General features: G+C 60.9%; 17 protein-coding genes. 6 read left to right on the top strand and 11 right to left on the bottom strand.

Going from position 1 to position 15,490, the window contains the following annotated elements; all coding sequences use genetic code 11:
* Positions 1-5 precede the first annotated feature (5 nt).
* On the bottom strand, positions 6-785 hold the full coding sequence (locus ACPYOP_RS28315; RefSeq protein ID WP_481413583.1) for a class I SAM-dependent methyltransferase: 780 nt from the start codon (positions 783-785) through the stop codon (positions 6-8).
* Positions 786-886: 101 nt separating this feature from the next.
* Between ACPYOP_RS28315 and ACPYOP_RS28320 the strand changes: the two genes are divergently transcribed.
* The gene (locus tag ACPYOP_RS28320) at positions 887-1,519 is read left to right on the top strand and encodes a C39 family peptidase (protein WP_481413584.1); all 633 of its coding nucleotides are present in this window, start codon (positions 887-889) and stop codon (positions 1,517-1,519) included.
* A 36-nt stretch (positions 1,520-1,555) separates the two neighbouring features.
* Here ACPYOP_RS28320 and ACPYOP_RS28325 read toward each other — a convergent pair whose 3' ends face one another.
* Together ACPYOP_RS28325 and ACPYOP_RS28330 are read right to left on the bottom strand one after the other, a co-directional pair.
* Positions 1,556-2,044, bottom strand: a complete 489-nt coding sequence (locus ACPYOP_RS28325) for an N-acetyltransferase family protein (RefSeq protein WP_481413585.1) — start codon at positions 2,042-2,044, stop codon at positions 1,556-1,558.
* Between the two features lie 198 nt (positions 2,045-2,242).
* The gene (locus ACPYOP_RS28330; protein ID WP_112340330.1) at positions 2,243-2,656 is read right to left on the bottom strand and encodes a MerR family transcriptional regulator; all 414 of its coding nucleotides are present in this window, start codon (positions 2,654-2,656) and stop codon (positions 2,243-2,245) included.
* 196 nt (positions 2,657-2,852) lie between these two features.
* Here ACPYOP_RS28330 and dmeR point away from each other — a divergent pair, with 196 nt between their 5' ends.
* The 3 genes from dmeR to bla all read left to right on the top strand — a co-directional run bounded on the left by dmeR (position 2,853) and on the right by bla (position 5,235).
* Complete coding sequence (gene dmeR, locus ACPYOP_RS28335) at positions 2,853-3,125, top strand: Ni(II)/Co(II)-sensing transcriptional repressor DmeR (RefSeq protein ID WP_481413586.1); 273 nt, start codon at positions 2,853-2,855, stop codon at positions 3,123-3,125.
* A gap of 32 nt (positions 3,126-3,157) precedes the next feature.
* Positions 3,158-4,150, top strand: a complete 993-nt coding sequence (dmeF, locus tag ACPYOP_RS28340) for a CDF family Co(II)/Ni(II) efflux transporter DmeF (protein ID WP_481413587.1) — start codon at positions 3,158-3,160, stop codon at positions 4,148-4,150.
* Positions 4,151-4,236: 86 nt separating this feature from the next.
* Positions 4,237-5,235, top strand: coding sequence for a class A beta-lactamase (gene bla / locus ACPYOP_RS28345; RefSeq protein ID WP_481413588.1), 999 nt, complete (start codon positions 4,237-4,239; stop codon positions 5,233-5,235).
* An 83-nt stretch (positions 5,236-5,318) separates the two neighbouring features.
* Here the strand turns inward: bla and ACPYOP_RS28350 are convergent, their stop codons facing one another.
* The 4 genes from ACPYOP_RS28350 to ACPYOP_RS28365 all read right to left on the bottom strand — a co-directional run bounded on the left by ACPYOP_RS28350 (position 5,319) and on the right by ACPYOP_RS28365 (position 10,268).
* Entirely contained in the window at positions 5,319-5,858 is a 540-nt protein-coding gene (locus tag ACPYOP_RS28350; RefSeq protein WP_481413589.1) for a hypothetical protein, read from the bottom strand.
* A gap of 72 nt (positions 5,859-5,930) precedes the next feature.
* Entirely contained in the window at positions 5,931-7,433 is a 1,503-nt protein-coding gene (locus ACPYOP_RS28355) for a protein adenylyltransferase SelO (RefSeq protein WP_481413590.1), read from the bottom strand.
* Positions 7,434-7,631: 198 nt separating this feature from the next.
* Positions 7,632-8,153 carry a DUF1697 domain-containing protein gene (locus tag ACPYOP_RS28360; protein ID WP_481413591.1) on the bottom strand — a complete coding sequence of 174 codons (522 nt, stop codon included), beginning with the start codon at positions 8,151-8,153 and terminating at the stop codon, positions 7,632-7,634.
* 21 nt (positions 8,154-8,174) lie between these two features.
* The gene (locus ACPYOP_RS28365) at positions 8,175-10,268 is read right to left on the bottom strand and encodes a S9 family peptidase (protein ID WP_481413592.1); all 2,094 of its coding nucleotides are present in this window, start codon (positions 10,266-10,268) and stop codon (positions 8,175-8,177) included.
* A gap of 283 nt (positions 10,269-10,551) precedes the next feature.
* Between ACPYOP_RS28365 and ACPYOP_RS28370 the strand changes: the two genes are divergently transcribed.
* Positions 10,552-10,941, top strand: a complete 390-nt coding sequence (locus ACPYOP_RS28370) for a DUF930 domain-containing protein (RefSeq protein ID WP_481413593.1) — start codon at positions 10,552-10,554, stop codon at positions 10,939-10,941.
* Positions 10,942-11,018: 77 nt separating this feature from the next.
* On the opposite strand, the gene ACPYOP_RS28375 is transcribed toward ACPYOP_RS28370, so the two are convergent.
* Both ACPYOP_RS28375 and ACPYOP_RS28380 read right to left on the bottom strand, forming a co-directional pair.
* Positions 11,019-11,351, bottom strand: coding sequence for a chaperone modulator CbpM (locus ACPYOP_RS28375; protein WP_481413594.1), 333 nt, complete (start codon positions 11,349-11,351; stop codon positions 11,019-11,021).
* A 3-nt stretch (positions 11,352-11,354) separates the two neighbouring features.
* The gene (locus ACPYOP_RS28380; RefSeq protein ID WP_481413595.1) at positions 11,355-12,266 is read right to left on the bottom strand and encodes a DnaJ C-terminal domain-containing protein; all 912 of its coding nucleotides are present in this window, start codon (positions 12,264-12,266) and stop codon (positions 11,355-11,357) included.
* Positions 12,267-12,527: 261 nt separating this feature from the next.
* On the opposite strand from ACPYOP_RS28380, the gene ACPYOP_RS28385 reads away from it, so the two are divergent.
* A complete protein-coding gene (locus ACPYOP_RS28385; RefSeq protein ID WP_481413596.1) occupies positions 12,528-13,319 on the top strand; it encodes a polysaccharide deacetylase family protein in 792 nt (263 codons plus the stop codon).
* A 12-nt stretch (positions 13,320-13,331) separates the two neighbouring features.
* On the opposite strand, the gene ACPYOP_RS28390 is transcribed toward ACPYOP_RS28385, so the two are convergent.
* Both ACPYOP_RS28390 and ACPYOP_RS28395 read right to left on the bottom strand, forming a co-directional pair.
* The gene (locus tag ACPYOP_RS28390; RefSeq protein ID WP_481413597.1) at positions 13,332-14,501 is read right to left on the bottom strand and encodes an AI-2E family transporter; all 1,170 of its coding nucleotides are present in this window, start codon (positions 14,499-14,501) and stop codon (positions 13,332-13,334) included.
* Between the two features lie 99 nt (positions 14,502-14,600).
* A complete protein-coding gene (locus ACPYOP_RS28395) occupies positions 14,601-15,467 on the bottom strand; it encodes a VOC family protein (RefSeq protein WP_481413598.1) in 867 nt (288 codons plus the stop codon).
* Positions 15,468-15,490 lie beyond the last annotated feature (23 nt).

Raw genomic sequence — 15,490 nt, forward strand, 5'->3', positions numbered from 1 at the left:
GTTGTTCAGGTCGCGTCCGAACGCCGCGCGAGATAGAGATGCGTCTCGTAATGCAGTTCCAATTCGCCGCCTTGGGCGTTGATGGCATTGGCAAGCTCGGAAAGCAGTGCTTCCCGCCGATCCCCGGCCAAAAGCCGGTAGCTTGAGAGCGTGCGCAGCAGGTCGGTATAGCTTTGCGCCGTATGCGATCGGCTCCAGCGGTAGCAGTAATGCGCTTGAGCTTCGAAATGGTCGGACTGCCGTAGCAACGCGGCGAAGGGACCATCGGGCAGATACCATGCTTCCGCGGGTGGCCCTGCGAGCTGTGGCGCGTGGTGAGCATAGATATCGGCGAATGCTCCGGCAAACGGCGGCGCGGGCGGCATCGGCACATTGCCGAAGACGGCAAGTGTTCCTTCCGGCGCCAGCAGAGCAGCCGTCTTGGCGAAGCGCAGTTCGGGCGAAACCCAATGGAAGGATTGTGCCGCCGCTATCAGCCTGAAGCGCTCCGACTCGCCCGGCCATGCTTCGAAGGTGGTTTGCTGGAATTGGACCTGCGGAAATCCCGCCAATCTTTCCCTCGCTACCGCAATCAGCTCCGCGCCGGGATCAAGCGCGAGAACGGAGAGGCCTCGGCCGGCAAACCCCTCTGTCGCCTGTCCCGTGCCGCAGCCGATTTCGAGAACCTGATCCTTGGCCTCCAGCCCGGCAAAGGCGATGATGTCCGCGAAAAGCGCGTCAGGGTAAGGCGGGCGGGAGATATTATAGAGGCCGGCGACGCCATCGAATGTGAACCTCTGTTCCAAAGTGCACCTCCAGTTACAGATCGGAGCCGATAGCCATTTTTCTAGCGCATTTCCAATGAAGCTTACAGCAGCAACCGCACGGATTCGCGCAACGGGAGAGAATGGTCGTGGATGCAAGGGTGACGCAAAAGGTTCCTTATTTCAGCCAGTGGGAAACGCCCGACATGACGCTGGCGGTCGTGGCCGAAGGCGCGCAGGCTGCCTTGTTGAAGGACCCGCTCTGGGCGTCGTCCGGCGCTGGCAGCGTCGAGGATTATGCCCGCTGGGCCGGCAATCTCTGCGGCATGGCCTGCCTGAAGATGGTGCTTGCTGCCCGCACCGGCAAAACAATCCGGATCATGGATTTGGCCATGGGTTGCTGGGAGTATGGCGGCTATGTTGAGGAGCCGGATGGCAAGATCAAAGGGCTGATCTACGCGCCGTTTGTTCCCTTCGTTAAGGATCGCTTCGATCTGAATGCCAGGGTCGTCACCGGAATTTCCGTCGCCGACATCGCCGATGTCCTCGCGCAATCGGAGTTTTTCATCGCCTCGGTGCATCACTCCATCCGCTGGCCCGAGACGGAGCCGCCAGCCAAGGGCGGCCATCTGGTGCTGGTGACAGCAATCGATGGAGATACGATCCGCTTCCACAATCCCTCAGGTCACATCGATGCGACGCGCGAGAACGCAGAAATGCCGCTGGAGATATTTGAGAGGTTCTTTGCAGGCCGCGGGATCGCCATCGATCGCTAAGTCAGTATCAGACGGCGATCCCGTTAAAGGCCGGCATCAGGCGAGCGCCTGCAGATAACGCATGCCGGTGACCGGACGCGGCTTGAAATCCATGTTTTCGTAGAAGCGGTGGGCCTGGACATTGCCCGTCGCGGCTCCCACGGAAAGGTAGCTGCAGCCGGCCTTGCGGGCGATATCGCGGGCGCGGTCGACGAGATGCTGTCCGACGCCATGGCCGCGATGGCCGTCGCGCACGAAGAGATGGTGCAGGTCCATGCCGCGTTGGCCTTCCTGGGCCTTGTAGAGCGGCACAAGGATGGCGTAGCCGATCAGCCCTTGCTCTCCTTCGGCAACAAGCGCCGTGATCCAGGGCGCCGGGCCGAAGAGGTCGCGCTCGAGCTGTTCGGGCGTCGTACCGGATGGGTCGCCATGATGGGCGGCGAGCAGCCGGATCATGTCGTTGAGGTCAGGCAGATCGCGCGGCTGCGCGTTGCGGATGGTGAGCACCGGCGGGCGGAGAAGTGAAATGTCGCTATCGTCTAGCATGGCATTTTGCGTCCTTGTTTTTCAATGAGCCGTCAGGACGCTGCCGATACAACAAAGCCGCCTGACGGCGGCTTGTTGACAATATGATCTCTCTTGGCCGCCCGTTACAGGTACAGCCAAAAATACGAGCAATTATGGAGCGCGTTCGTGATCATGGGCGCATCAATGATCCGGTTCAGCCTATTTGTCAATGGGGGCTCAGTGCTCGTGTTCGCATAGCCCGTGATCGGAAAGCGCCCGGATCACATAGCAGTCTTCGATGCTGTGGCCGTCGCAATGCGAGACGATGCGCTCCAGCTCATGCTCCAGCTTCTTCAGCCTGGCGATCTTGGTGCGAACGTCATCCAGATGCTCCTTGGCGATGCGGTCGGCGCCGACGCAGGGGCGGTCGGGATGCTGGCTCAGTGAGATCAGCTCCTTGATGGCATCGATCGTCAGGCCGAGGTCGCGGCCATGTCGGATAAAGGCCAGGCGCTCGAGATCGGTTTTGGAATAGCGCCGCTGATTGCCTTCGCTGCGGTCGGGCTCCGATATCAGCCCCATCTGCTCGTAATAGCGGATCGTCGGTACTTTAACGCCGGTCCGCTTGGATAGATCGCCGATCGACAGCATTGCGTGGGCCTCCAATACCTCTAGTCTCTATAGACATATATGCGATTGGCGATGGAATTTGCAAGGCCGGCATTGGCGCCGAGGCCAGCTTGGCGAGCTGCCACAGCCATTGGGCCCGGCCCAACCGCTTCAAGAGAAGGCTTCCAATCGATCGCCAAAAATAGTATACCCCCCTATATTATAAATCGAGGCCGTAATGTCACACACCATTCGACAGCAAGCCAAGCTCCTTTCCCGCATTCGTCGCCTCAAGGGGCAGATGGAGGCGGTGGAGCGAGCGTTGGAGGCTGAGCGGCCATGCGGGGAAATCCTGCAGCTCCTTGCCTCCATTCGTGGTGCCCTGACGGGGCTGACCGGAGAGGTGCTGGAGGATCATCTGCATGAACATGTGCTGCTTGCCGAAACCGAAGACGCCCGCCGGCAGGCGGTCGATGAGATAGCCGACGTGCTGAAGACCTATCTGCGCTGACCGCTTCATGCGTCCAAAGAGAGACTAACGTTATGAGTATTTCCCCCGAAACGGGCCACAGCCACGTCTTCCTGGGCTCCGACCACCAGCGCAACGAACGCCGCATCTGGCTCGTCATCGCGCTGACAGCGGTGATGATGGTGGTCGAGATCGGCGCGGGCACGATTTACGGCTCGATGGCGCTGCTCGCCGATGGCTGGCATATGTCGACGCATGTGAGCGCCATGTTGATTTCAGCGCTTGCCTATCTCTATGCCCGCCGGCATGTGTACAATGCGCGCTTCACCTTCGGCACGGGCAAGTTCGGCGATCTTGCGGGCTTTGCCAGTGCCATCGTGCTGGCACTGATCGCGCTGATCATGGGCTGGGAGAGCATTCTCAGATTGCTCGATCCGGTGGTGATCAATTTTCGCGAGGCCATCGCAATTGCTGTTGTCGGCCTCGTCGTCAATCTCGTCAGCGCCTGGTTGCTGCGCGACGATCACAGCCATCATCACCACGGCCACGGCCACGGCCACGGTCATGGTCATGCCCATGATCACGACCATCATCATGAGGATCACGATCACCATCACGATCATGGTCAGAAAGGCGGCAGGGACAACAATCTCCGTTCCGCCTACGTCCACGTCATCGCCGATGCGATGACCTCGGTTCTCGCTATCGTTGCCCTGCTGCTCGGCAGCCGTTTCGGCTGGACCTTCCTCGATCCTGTCATGGGCATCGTCGGCGGCCTGGTGATCCTGCAATGGGCATGGGGCCTGCTGCGCATTTCCGGCGCGGTTCTGCTCGACTTCATTCCGCCGGGCGAAGATCTGCCCGATGAGATCCGCGAGGCGATCGAGACGGAGGAGGATCGCATCACCGATCTCCATGTCTGGCAGGTCGGCCCCGGACATCATGCCGCCATCGTCGCGGTCGCAACGCCCGTCTCGCGCGACCCGTCCTTCTACAAGGCCCGGCTTGCCGCTATTCATGAATTGTCGCACGTTACCGTTGAAGTCACGGTCGACAAGGCGGCATAAAATCCGCTAGCAATCGGTGAGGTCAGAGGCTTGCCACATTCCTCGCATAGCCCAAAATCTGCCCGATTCTGCTGGAGGCTTTTCGCATGCCCACATTGCTCACCCGCCGCCGCCTCATGGCGGGCTCGGCGCTGCTCCTTCCCGCCCTGACGCTTGGCCCCGATGCGCTGTTCGCCCAGGCCAGCGGCGCCTCACCACAGACGCCCCAGGCAACGGATAATTCGGCGGTGCCCGACGCCAGCGGCCAGGGGATGGAAGGCGGCGGATCGCAGGATAGCTCGCAACTGTCCGACGATGTCGACAAGCAGCTTACGGATCTGGAAAAGAAGACCGGCGGCCGGCTCGGCGTTTCGGTGCTCGACACCGAAACCAATATTTCCCTCGGCCATCGCGAGGAGGAGCGCTTCCCCCTTTGCAGCACCTACAAGGCGCTCGCCGTCGGCTTCGTGCTGGCGCGTGTCGATCAGGGCACGGAAAAGCTCGACCGTCGCGTCACCTACGGCAAGGATAAGGTGGTCACCTATTCGCCGGAGACCGAAAAACATGCCGGCACCGACGGCATGACCGTGGCCGAGCTTTGCGGTGCGGCGATCACGCTGAGCGACAATACGGCCGGCAATCTGCTGCTTGAAAGCTTTGGCGGCCCTGCTGCCCTGACCTCCTGGCTGCGCACGACAGGCGACACCGAAACCCGCCTCGACCGCAACGAGCCCGATGTCAACCAGGCGGCCAAGGACGACCCACGCGATACGACGACACCGGATGCGATGCTTGACAGTATCGGCCTCCTGACTCTCGGCAACACACTGTCGGAAACCTCCAGGGATCAGCTGGTTAACTGGCTGGTTGCCAACACCACGGGCAATAATCGCCTGCGCGCGGGTCTGCCGAAGGAGTGGAAGGTCGGTGACAAGACCGGCACCGGCAACAACGGCTCCTATGCCGATATCGCCGTGATCTGGCCACCGGAACGTGGCCCCGTTTTGGTTACAACTTTCATTGCGGAGGCGACGGCGTCGGCAAAAGACGTAGAGGCTGTCTTTGCCGAAGTCAGCAAGATCGTTACCGGAATGGTCGGGCAATAACGAAATATATTAAACGAAAACAAGATGATACGGCCATAATGTGAATCAGGGTCGTATCGCCTTCATGCAGTTTCGTAAGTCGTTCAGGCGATGGACAATGCCGAGGCGGTGCTGTCCGTTTCCTTGTCGCCATCTCCATCGGCGTCGGCATTGCCGACGCCGAGCTTTTGCTTGATCTCGGTGGCGATCTGGTCGTTGATGGCCTTCTGGTCATCGCCCGACAGCGCCTTGAAGGAATCTTCCGTCAGGCCGTGCGCTTCGAGATACTGTGCGCGGATCTTCTGCGCCGGCGTCATATTCGCCCATTTGGCAAACTCGTCCAGAATGTCCTGGTCGGATTGCTTGCTCGACGAGGCCGAGCCGCTGCCGGAAGCGCTCGCACTCGACTGATCGTCGGTGCCCCCCGATGTGGAGGACGACGCCCGACTGAGCTGGTTGAGCCAGAAGCCGGAGGAAATGGAGGAGGGGACACCGTTGGACGAGATGGAAGGTCCCTGCGAATCCTTCTGTTGGCCGCCACCATCACCTAGCAGCGAGAACGCTGAGCTGTCGTCGCTGTCGCTGCTCTGCTGGCTGCGGATCGGCGTGCTGAAATAGTTCTGGGTGCTGTGGTGCACTTTCATCGTCATATCTCCCCATGGGTTGGAGAGACGATGACTTTGCAAGCATGCCCGGGGCTTATGCCTTCGGCTTTCTCAGGTGCCGCAGAAGGTCTGCAGCACGCGCTCGCTCGGCAGCGGAGGCTCGGCATAGGGTGCGAAGGCGGGCTGGTCTACATAGGGTGCCGCGAGCACCTTCAGCAATGCCTCGAACAGGGAAAAATCACCGTCTTCGGCGGCGGCTTCGATAGCTTGCTCGATTCGGTGATTGCGGGGGATGAAGGCCGGATTGACCCTGCGCATCGCCGCCGCGCGCGTCGCCGGCGTCTGCGGATCGCGGTTAAGGCGCTCCCGCCAGCGTTCAAGCCACGGCGCCGTGGATTGCGGATCGCTGAACGTGGCGGCAAAATCGGTGATGTCTTCATCCGCGGCGAGGGCGGTGAGCCGGCGGAACGCGAGCGTGAAATCCGCACCCTGTTGCTGCATCGTCGCCAGCAGCGACTGGATCAGGTCCAGATCGCCGTCCTCTTCGCTCACAAGGCCGATCTTGGCGCGCATGCCTGAGAGCCAACGTGCCTGGAAGCGCTCGCCATAGGCCTTGATGATGGTGTTCGCCAACTCGATCGCCGTCTCGACGGATGGGTCGATCAGAGGAATGAGCGTTTCGCCGAGGCGCGCGAGGTTCCATTGGCCGATGGCCGGCTGGTTGGCATAGGCGTAGCGGCCGTTGCGGTCGATGGACGAAAAGACCGTCGCCGGATCGTAGGCATCCATAAAGGCGCAGGGACCGAAATCGATCGTCTCGCCTGAGACTGTCATATTGTCCGTATTCATGACGCCATGAATGAAGCCGACATGCAGCCAGCGCGCAATCAGCGCCGCTTGCCGCTCGGAAACGGCCTCAAGCAGCGCGAGATAGGGATTGGCGCGGTCTCTGATCTCAGGGTAGTGCCTGGCGATGACATAATCCGCCAGCGTCCTGACGCTCTCCGTATCGCCTCGCGCGGCGAAGAACTGGAACGTACCGACGCGGATATGGCTCGCCGCCACACGAGTAATGACCGCGCCGGGCAGCACTTCCTCGCGATAGACAGGCTCACCCGTCGTCACCGCGGCAAGCGCCCGCGTTGTCGGGATGCCGAGGGCGTACATGGCCTCGCTGACGATATATTCGCGCAGGACCGGGCCGATTGCGGCGCGGCCATCCCCACGGCGGGAAAATGGCGTCGGCCCCGAACCCTTGAGCTGGATGTCGCGGCGCCTGCCATTCCGATCCTTGACTTCGCCGAGAAGGATCGCACGGCCGTCGCCGAGCTGCGGCACGAAACTGCCGAACTGGTGGCCGGCATAGGCCATGGCGATCGGTTGCGATCCCGGCAGCAGCTCGTTCCCGGAAAAGATCGCCGCGGCACTCTCGCTCAAGGCATCCACATCGAGCCCGAGCTCCCGCGCCAGGGCCTCGTTGAACTTGATCAGCCTTGGTGTGGCGACAGGTGTCGGCGCCTGATCCGCAAAGAATTGCGGCGGCAGGCGCGTATAGCTGTTGTCGAACTGAATCGGTGCTTGAAGTACCTGTGTTTCGGAAGGAAGAGAGCTCATGTTCCTAAGGTAGGGCCGACAGGGAGGCGGCGCAAGGCGCTTGTCTTGAGTAGGAAACCAGCCCGATCTCGGCATGGAGTTGCGGATGGCAGTCTTCGAGTGCAGCATTGTTATTCTTTATGTCGTCGAAGACGAGAGCGTGCGCATCACCAACATATTCTTCGGCAGTCGAGACTATGAAACGCTTCTGACGCGTTCCTAGCTCTCCTCCAGCTCGCGCGCCATCTCCGCAAGCTTCCGTACAGTATTGAGATTTCTCGCCGTTCCAGCCTTCAGCGCCGGCAGCTTCAGTTTCGAGCGTCCGGAACCATCGGGATAGTGCACGTAGATTTCCCTGCCGGCGATATGCACCTCCTCGCCGCCGGGTGCGACGAGCTTGTCCAGCGCATCACTTGGCGCCGCATCCTGCAGGAAGGCGACCAGCAGGTAGTTCGGCTTGGCATGCGGGAAGGGCGAATTGTCAGCCGCCCTTTCCAGAGCCTCACGGCTGCGCAGGATCACACCGGGAGACTTGCCCATCTTGCGCGCCAGAGCCTTCTCAAGCAGAGCCTGCACCGTCGCCTCGTCCTCTTCGGTGCGAAAGACGACGTTGCCGCTCTGGATATAGGTATGCACATCCGTGAAGCCGATCTCCTCGCAGAGGGCTCTGAGGTCCGCCATGGGCAGCATGCCGGTGCCGCCGACATTGACGGCACGCAGCAGGGCGACGAAAACGGTCATGGCTCACTCCCGCCGTTCGGCTTACATCTTCTCGGCGACCTTGACGGCGAAAGCATATTCGAACGCCACTTCCTCCAGGCGCTGGAAGCGGCCCGAAGCGCCGCCATGGCCGGCATCCATGTTCGTCTTCAAGAGGATGGGCGCGTCGCTCGTCGTCTTCTCGCGCAGCTTGGCGACCCATTTTGCCGGCTCCCAATAGGTGACGCGCGGATCGGTGAGGCCGCCGAGCGCCAAGATCGGCGGGTAGGGCTTCTCGCCGACATTGTCATAGGGGCTGTAGGCGGCGATCTGCTCGTATTCTTGCCTGCTGTCGATCGGGTTACCCCATTCCGGCCATTCCGGCGGCGTCAGCGGCAGCGTGTCGTCGAGCATGGTGTTGAGCACGTCGACAAAGGGCACGGCGGCGATGATGCCCGCGAATTTCTCCGGCGCCATGTTGGCAACGGCGCCCATCAGCATGCCGCCGGCCGATCCGCCCTCGGCGATGATCTTCGCGTAAGAGGTGAACTTCTCCTGATTCAAATAGTCGGCGGCTGCGATGAAGTCCTTGAAGGTATTGGTCTTCTTTTCCATCTTGCCGTCTTCGTACCAGGCAAAGCCCTTGTCCTTGCCCCCGCGGATATGCGCGATGGCATAGACGAAGCCGCGATCGGCGAGCGAGAGGCAATTGGTATTGAAGCCGGCCGGAATGGTGACGCCATAGGCGCCGTAGCCATAGAGCAGGCAAGGTGCCGAGCCGTCGAGCGGCGTGTCCTTGCGATAGAGCAGCGTCACCGGCACTCGTTCGCCGTCCCAGGCTGGTGCGAAGACGCGGCGCGTGACGTAGTCGGCCGGATCGTGGCCCGAGGGGACTTCCTGCGTCTTCAGCAAGGTGCGCTCGCGCGTCACCATGTTGTAGTCGTAGAGCTGGCTCGGCGTCGTCATCGAGGAATAGGAGAAGCGGATGATATCCGTATCGTATTCCGCAGCCCCCTGCAGGCCGAGCGCATAGGCTTCCTCTTCGAAGGCGATGGCGTGTTCTTCGCCGGTGCGCCGGTCGCGGATGATGATGCGCGGCAGGCCGTCCTTGCGCTCCAGCCAGAGGAGATGGCGGGCATAGGCGAGATGGCTGAGGATCAGCCTGCCCGGCTTGTGCGCCACGACCTCGCGCCAGTTCTCCTTGCCTGGGTTCTCCGCCGGCGCTTCCATGATCTTGAAATCCTTGGCGTCGCCGTCATTGGTGAGAATGTAGAAGACGTCGCCGCCCTCGGTGATCTCATATTCGATTTCGGTCTCGCGCTCGGCTACGATCTTGGGCTCGGCGGTGAGATCCGAGGTCGGGATGATGCGATATTCGCTGGTCTCGTGGTCATGGATATCGATGAAGATGTAGTCGTCCAGCAACGAGCCGCCGACGCCCATGAAGAAGCCCGGATCTTCCTCCTCATACACGAGCCGGTCGTCCGACTGCGGCGTGCCTATAATGTGATGGAAGATCTTCGAGGGGCGATGGTTCTCGTCCTGCAGCGTGTAGAAGAAGCTCTTGCCGTCGGGCGCCCAGACGGCATCGCCGCCCGTATTCTCGATCACATCGGCAAGATCCTCGCCGGTCTCGAAATTGCGGATCTTCAGCGTGAAATATTCCGAACCCTTGTCGTCATAGCCCCAGATGCCGTGGCTGTGATCGGAGGAATGGTCGAGGCCGGAAAGACGGAAATAGGACTTTCCTTCATTCTCCCTGTCGCCGTTCAACAGCAGCTTGCGATCACCGCCGTCGCGCGGTTCGCGGAAAAAGTGGGGCTGCTCGCCGCCGGTGACGAAGAGTGTGCCGTAGGCGTAAGGGCCGTCCTTCATCGGGATCGAGCTGTCATCCTCCTTGATGCGTCCCTTCATCTCGCCAAAAAGAACCTTCTGCAGCTCCTTCGTGTCCGCCATCGCGGCGTTCATGTAAGTGTTCTCAGCTTCCAGATGTGCCCGGATTTCCGGCGCCAGGATCGACGGATCCTTGAACATCGCCTGCCAATTGTCGGCGCGCAGCCAGGCATAATCGTCGGTGCGGGCGATGCCGTGACGCGTATCCGTGAGCGGCTTTTTCTCGGCGACGGGCGGGGCGGGAAGATTCTTGAAAACTGGCACTGGAGCACTTTCTCTGGTGTGAAAGTCGGATGTGAAGAGAAGAGAGAAATAGAGGGCGGCGACCTCAGGTTCAAGCGGCAAGTCCGCTCCTCAAGCTTCATGCAAGCCGTCGTCATTAATCTTAATCGAACAGGCAGCTCCCGGCGTGAATGGCGTGCTGCCTTGATGAGACCACATTCTTTACAGAAGTCGGCATACAGTGCGTCGACATGAAGGCGGTCAAGACCTTCGCCGATGGAACGGGCGCGCTCAAAATCCAAAACAATGCAAGGGACCGGTCTTCATGCTGAAACTCTTCGCTATCCTCATTCCATTGGCCTCCGTCGCCACCTCCGCCTTCGCTGTCGACCCGGCCATAAAGAAGCAGCTGGAGAAACTCGATCCGTCGGAGCGGATGGAGCAGGCATGCGATGCCGAAGCCATGAAGCGGATCGGTACGGACAAGACGGGTTTCAAGCCGGACAAGGTGATCGCGTATACATTCGGCGATCCCGATATGAAGCCGGATTCGATGGATGCGCCCGGCGCGGTTTTCCGCAGCAAGGGTGATTGGTATCACCTCTCATACATGTGCGTGACCGGCCCGCAGCATATTCACGTTCGCGATCTGAGCTACCAGATCGGCGACAAGGTGCCGCGCGACGCCTGGCAGCAGCATTATCTCTACGACTGAGCGCTTCCGCACCCCGGAAGATTGCTGCGGCGACTATATTCCATCTTGATGTCGCCATCACCCGATGCGGCCGAACGTTACCGCCTTCTCTGGGACTCCACGCGGGTCAGCTCTGACAGGATGTGTTCCTGCACGTCGATCGGCTGATGGCAGACGGCATCCGTCAGATCACGCAACGTTGCCCTCAGGCTGTGAAGCTGATCCACCAGATCCATGACGACATCGACGCCTGGTTCGTTGAGACCCATTGCTCTATCGAGATCGAGGATCAGCCGGCCGCGCGCGATATCGGCTTCGCGAAAGTTCCGGCCCTGATCCGTCTCTTCCGGCACCAGCCAGCCTTGTGAGATCCAGACTTCCAGCACGGCGGTCTCGATTTGGAGGTGCAGTCGAAACTCGCTCTCGTTCATCGCTTATCCTCCCATGGACTTTCTGGGATCTTGTGCCTTGCCCGCCTCCCATTCGGAAACGAAGCGCGTCAGTTCGGGATCCGGCGCCTCCGGCAGAACGACCTTCAGGGAGACATAGGCATCGCCGTTGTCCTTGCCGCGCACGGGCGCGCCCTTGCCCTTCAGGCGCAGCACCTTGCCCGTGTTGGAATTCGGCGCGAGGGTAACGGTGACTGGGCCGGACGGCGTCGGAACCCGGACCTTGCCGCCGAGCACTGCTTCCGACAGCGAGATCGGCAGTTCCATCCGAATGTCGTCACCATCGCGGGTATAGAAGTGATGCGGGCGGACATGCACCGCAATCAGCGCATCGCCGGCAACCCCGCCGCCGAAGCCGGGATCACCCTTGCCTTTGAGGCGAAGCGTCTGCCCGTCGCGGGTGCCGGGCGGGATCTGGACGTCGAGCGCCGGCCCTTCGGGCAGGCTGATCTGCTTCTTCGCGCCGTTGATGGCGTCCAGAAATTCGACCTCCATCGTATAGTGACGGTCTTGACCCTTCATTTGGGATTGGCCTCGGCTGCGCCGCGAAAAGAAGCTGGAAAATACATCGTCGGCATCGCCGAAATCGGCAAAGCCGCCGGCGTTCTGGTAGCGGCCGCGCTGGCCTTCGTTCGCCGCATAGTCGCGATAATAGTTACGCGGCGCTTGCTCGGCGCCGCTGCTGTCGATCTCGCCGCGGTCGAACCGCGCGCGCTTGTCCTCTTCGCCGAGAATGCCGTAGGCTGCCGAGACTTCCTTGAACTTGTCCTCGGCCTGCTTGTCGCCCGGGTTGAGATCGGGGTGCAGCTTCTTGGCAAGCTTGCGATAGGCGCTTTGAATATCCTTTTGCGGGGCGTCCCGCTTGACGCCCAGAACTTCATAGGGATCGCGACTCATGCATGTCTCTCTTTGGGAGCACGGAAAAATACGCAGATAGTGCTACGGCAACTTCATATCAATCGTAACATAGACGCCGCCTGGTTGAAGCCCGGACTTCGGAGCTTCCGTGCCTGGCACATTTGTGATGTGAAATGAGCGTGAAGCTCGCGGGTTTGCCATATTTCCGGCGTGTTGCCGGATGATGGCGGCGTTGCGGCTGAAATGATAATCATTCGGCCGCGTGATTTCGTTTGTTTGATCCACCCGGTGGCCACCTCGATGAAACGCCTGTTGCCGACATTCATGGTTCTGCTTGCCGCGCGCGCCGTCCTTGCAGCGCAGCCGGAGCAGCCGCCCGCTGGCTGGCCGCAACTGCCGCCGAAGGCGCCAGCCTCGAACACCAAGCTTGTGGAGCCGCATCTGCACGTCAATCGGGCGGGCAGAGGCACGCCCCGTATCGCGCTCACCTTCGATGCCTGCATGGGCAAGACCGATCCGCGCATCCTGAGCACCCTTGTCGATCAGCGCATCCCGGCGACGATCTTCGTCACCGCGCGCTGGTTGCGCACCAATCCCGATGCGCTCGCCGTCTTCCTGGCCAATCCCGATCTCTTCGAACTCGAAAATCACGGACAGAACCACATTCCGGCCGTCGATATTCCAACCAAGGTCTACGGCATCCCCGCCGCTGGCTCACCGCAGGCTGTCGCGCAGGAAGTCAAGGGCGGCGCCGACGCCATGATCGCAGCCGGGATTCCGCAGCCGCGCTGGTTTCGCGGCGCGACCGCGAAATACAACTCCTCCGCCATCGCTGAGATTCGCGGCATGGGATATCGGATTGCCGGTTATTCAGTGAACGGCGACAGCGGGTCGCTGCTGCCGGCCAAGATGGTGGAGAAGCAATATGCCTCCGCCAAGGACGGCGACGTCATCATTTCCCACATCAACCAGCCGACGCATGCGGCGGGCGAGGGGGTAGCGGCCAGCATCCTCGCACTGAAGGCGAAGGGCGTGGAGTTCGTTCGTCTGCAGGATATCCCCGAAAAGGGCGACGACGGCACGACGAATTAAGGGTTTGAGGGGTTAACCCGGCAATTGCGGCTGGGCCTTTTCCTCGATGAACAGCTCATCGATGACGGTCATGACGATGAGCGACAGCGGCAGGGCCAGCATGGCGCCGACGGCACCCCACATCCATGTCCAAAAGAGGATGGCGAGAAAGACGACGAAGGGATTGATCTCCCATTGGCGACCCATGATGGCGGGGAAGACGAGGTTTTCAACCGCCAGATGCACGGCGAAAAATGCGACGGCGGGCGCAAGGCCGAAGATGATGTCGGAATGCGTGACGATACCGGCGATCGTCAGTGCAATCGTCATCGTCGTGATTCCCAGGAATGGAATGAAGCTCGAAACGAAAGCGAAGACGCCCCATAGCACCGGCACGCTCATGCCGCCGACATAGGCGATGACGGTCATCGCAACGCCAACTCCCGCATAGATCAGTGAGGCAGTCGCAAAATAGAAGCCGAGCACCTGTTCCACTGCATTGAGGATGCGGATTGCGGTCAGCCGCGACGCATGGGTGGAAAAGGCCAGGATGATCGTCCTGCGCAGGCTCACCCTGCCGGCAAGAAACAGCAGCAATGCCGCGAAGAAAATCAGGATTTGCACGATGGCCGGCGTCAGGCTGGTCGACACGACATGCAGGACATTGCCGCTGTTTTCCAGCAGGGTGCTGATCGACATCGGCCCGCCCTGAAGACTTTCGGACGAAACATGCAGCCATTTGAACCGGTCGAGATAAGGCATCAGCCGGTCGGAGGTGCGCTGAAAGAAGTCCGGCGCTTCCTGAGCGAGTTTGGCGACCGGTCCGGCAAGTGCGTTGATGACGAGGAAGATGACCAGCGCCACGGCCGAAGACAGGAGAATGGCGTTCAGGACGCGGGGCACGCCGAGTTTGCTGAGCTTCTCCGCCGCCAGTCCCAGGATCATGCCGACGACGACCGCGAGCGTCACTGGAATGAGGATCAGTGACATCATGTAGACGCCGGCCAAAGCCAGGATGAGGAAGATGCCTATGGTCGCCCAGGACGCGGCGATGTCGAGCCTGCCGCGCATCGATCCGTGGGACATGTCGAAAATATTGTCCTCGTCGCGCTCATCTTGAGATGTGTTGCGTTCTGCGTCGGTCTTGCCTTCGCATGTAACTGTTGTTTCCGATCGCGTGGTGACGATTTTATCGACTTCCATGCCTTGCAGCTTCCCAAAGGCACAATCGCCTCGCTACCCCAACGCGAAAAGCCCGTTCCGGTTCCGCAACGGGCTTAGGCGATAGCGACTTGGGGCTGGTCAAGCGATCAGGTTCAGTCCGATACCCCAGGGGTCGCGCAGCGAAACGCCGCCGTCGCGTTTCTCGGTCTTGATCTCATGCTGCTCCAGGGCGGCGACGGCACTATCGAGCGCGGCCTTGTCGTTGAAGCGCAGCGTATAGTCGGAAAGGCCGGCCATATGTTCGGAGCGCAGACCGGCGCCGCGGCTGTTCCAGGTATTGGCGCCGAGGTGATGATGATAGCCGCCGGTGGCAAGGAAGGTCGCGCCGGGATAGCGCGCGGCCATGACCTTCATGCCGAGCATGTCGCGATAGAAGGCGTTGGCTTCCGCCACATCACCCACCTGCAGATGGATATGGCCGATGGCCGATCCCTCGGCCATGCCCTCCCAGCGATCCTGCGGAGCGCTTTCGTAGAGCTTTTGCAGATCGAGCCGGAGCGTGGCCATCTCGACCGTGCCGTCATCGTGGAAAGTCCATTCCTCGTGCGATCGGTCGGCATAGATCTCGATGCCGTTGCCTTCGGGATCGGAGAGATAGATGGCTTCGCTGACGATATGGTCCGATGCGCCTTCCAGCACGACATTGTTTTGGGCGGCATGGCGAAGCCATCGCGCCAGCTCGACGCGGCTCGGCATCAGGAAGGCGGTATGGAAAAGGCCCGCCGCCGTCTTCGGCGCGCGCGTTGCGGCCCGATCCGTCGTCAGCCTCAGCAGGGGATGGCCCGCAACACCAAGAACCTCGCCGCTCGCCGTCTTCTCGATCACTTTCAGGCCCAGCATGTCCTGGTAGAAACGCGACACCTGCGGCAGGTCGGTGACGACGAGATGCGATTGGCCGACATAGGCGGGACGGGTCAGCGCGTAGGAAGGGGCGGTTTCGGTCATGATCCTGTCTCTTATACACATCT

It is taken from the genome of Rhizobium sp. KNZ2-6A (genome assembly GCF_056755475.1).

Excerpts from the sequence above, each read along its gene's own strand:
- ACPYOP_RS28320 (WP_481413584.1), top strand. The coding sequence starts at position 887 with ATGGTCGTGGATGCAAGGGTGACGCAAAAGGTTCCTTATTTCAGCCAG.
- ACPYOP_RS28325 (WP_481413585.1), bottom strand. The coding sequence starts at position 2,044 with ATGCTAGACGATAGCGACATTTCACTTCTCCGCCCGCCGGTGCTCACC.
- ACPYOP_RS28330 (WP_112340330.1), bottom strand. The coding sequence starts at position 2,656 with ATGCTGTCGATCGGCGATCTATCCAAGCGGACCGGCGTTAAAGTACCG.
- dmeR (WP_481413586.1), top strand. The coding sequence starts at position 2,853 with ATGTCACACACCATTCGACAGCAAGCCAAGCTCCTTTCCCGCATTCGT.
- dmeF (WP_481413587.1), top strand. The coding sequence starts at position 3,158 with ATGAGTATTTCCCCCGAAACGGGCCACAGCCACGTCTTCCTGGGCTCC.
- bla (WP_481413588.1), top strand. The coding sequence starts at position 4,237 with ATGCCCACATTGCTCACCCGCCGCCGCCTCATGGCGGGCTCGGCGCTG.
- ACPYOP_RS28350 (WP_481413589.1), bottom strand. The coding sequence starts at position 5,858 with ATGAAAGTGCACCACAGCACCCAGAACTATTTCAGCACGCCGATCCGC.
- ACPYOP_RS28355 (WP_481413590.1), bottom strand. The coding sequence starts at position 7,433 with ATGAGCTCTCTTCCTTCCGAAACACAGGTACTTCAAGCACCGATTCAG.
- ACPYOP_RS28360 (WP_481413591.1), bottom strand. The coding sequence starts at position 8,153 with ATGACCGTTTTCGTCGCCCTGCTGCGTGCCGTCAATGTCGGCGGCACC.
- ACPYOP_RS28370 (WP_481413593.1), top strand. The coding sequence starts at position 10,552 with ATGCTGAAACTCTTCGCTATCCTCATTCCATTGGCCTCCGTCGCCACC.
- ACPYOP_RS28375 (WP_481413594.1), bottom strand. The coding sequence starts at position 11,351 with ATGAACGAGAGCGAGTTTCGACTGCACCTCCAAATCGAGACCGCCGTG.
- ACPYOP_RS28380 (WP_481413595.1), bottom strand. The coding sequence starts at position 12,266 with ATGAGTCGCGATCCCTATGAAGTTCTGGGCGTCAAGCGGGACGCCCCG.
- ACPYOP_RS28385 (WP_481413596.1), top strand. The coding sequence starts at position 12,528 with ATGAAACGCCTGTTGCCGACATTCATGGTTCTGCTTGCCGCGCGCGCC.
- ACPYOP_RS28390 (WP_481413597.1), bottom strand. The coding sequence starts at position 14,501 with ATGGAAGTCGATAAAATCGTCACCACGCGATCGGAAACAACAGTTACA.
- ACPYOP_RS28395 (WP_481413598.1), bottom strand. The coding sequence starts at position 15,467 with ATGACCGAAACCGCCCCTTCCTACGCGCTGACCCGTCCCGCCTATGTC.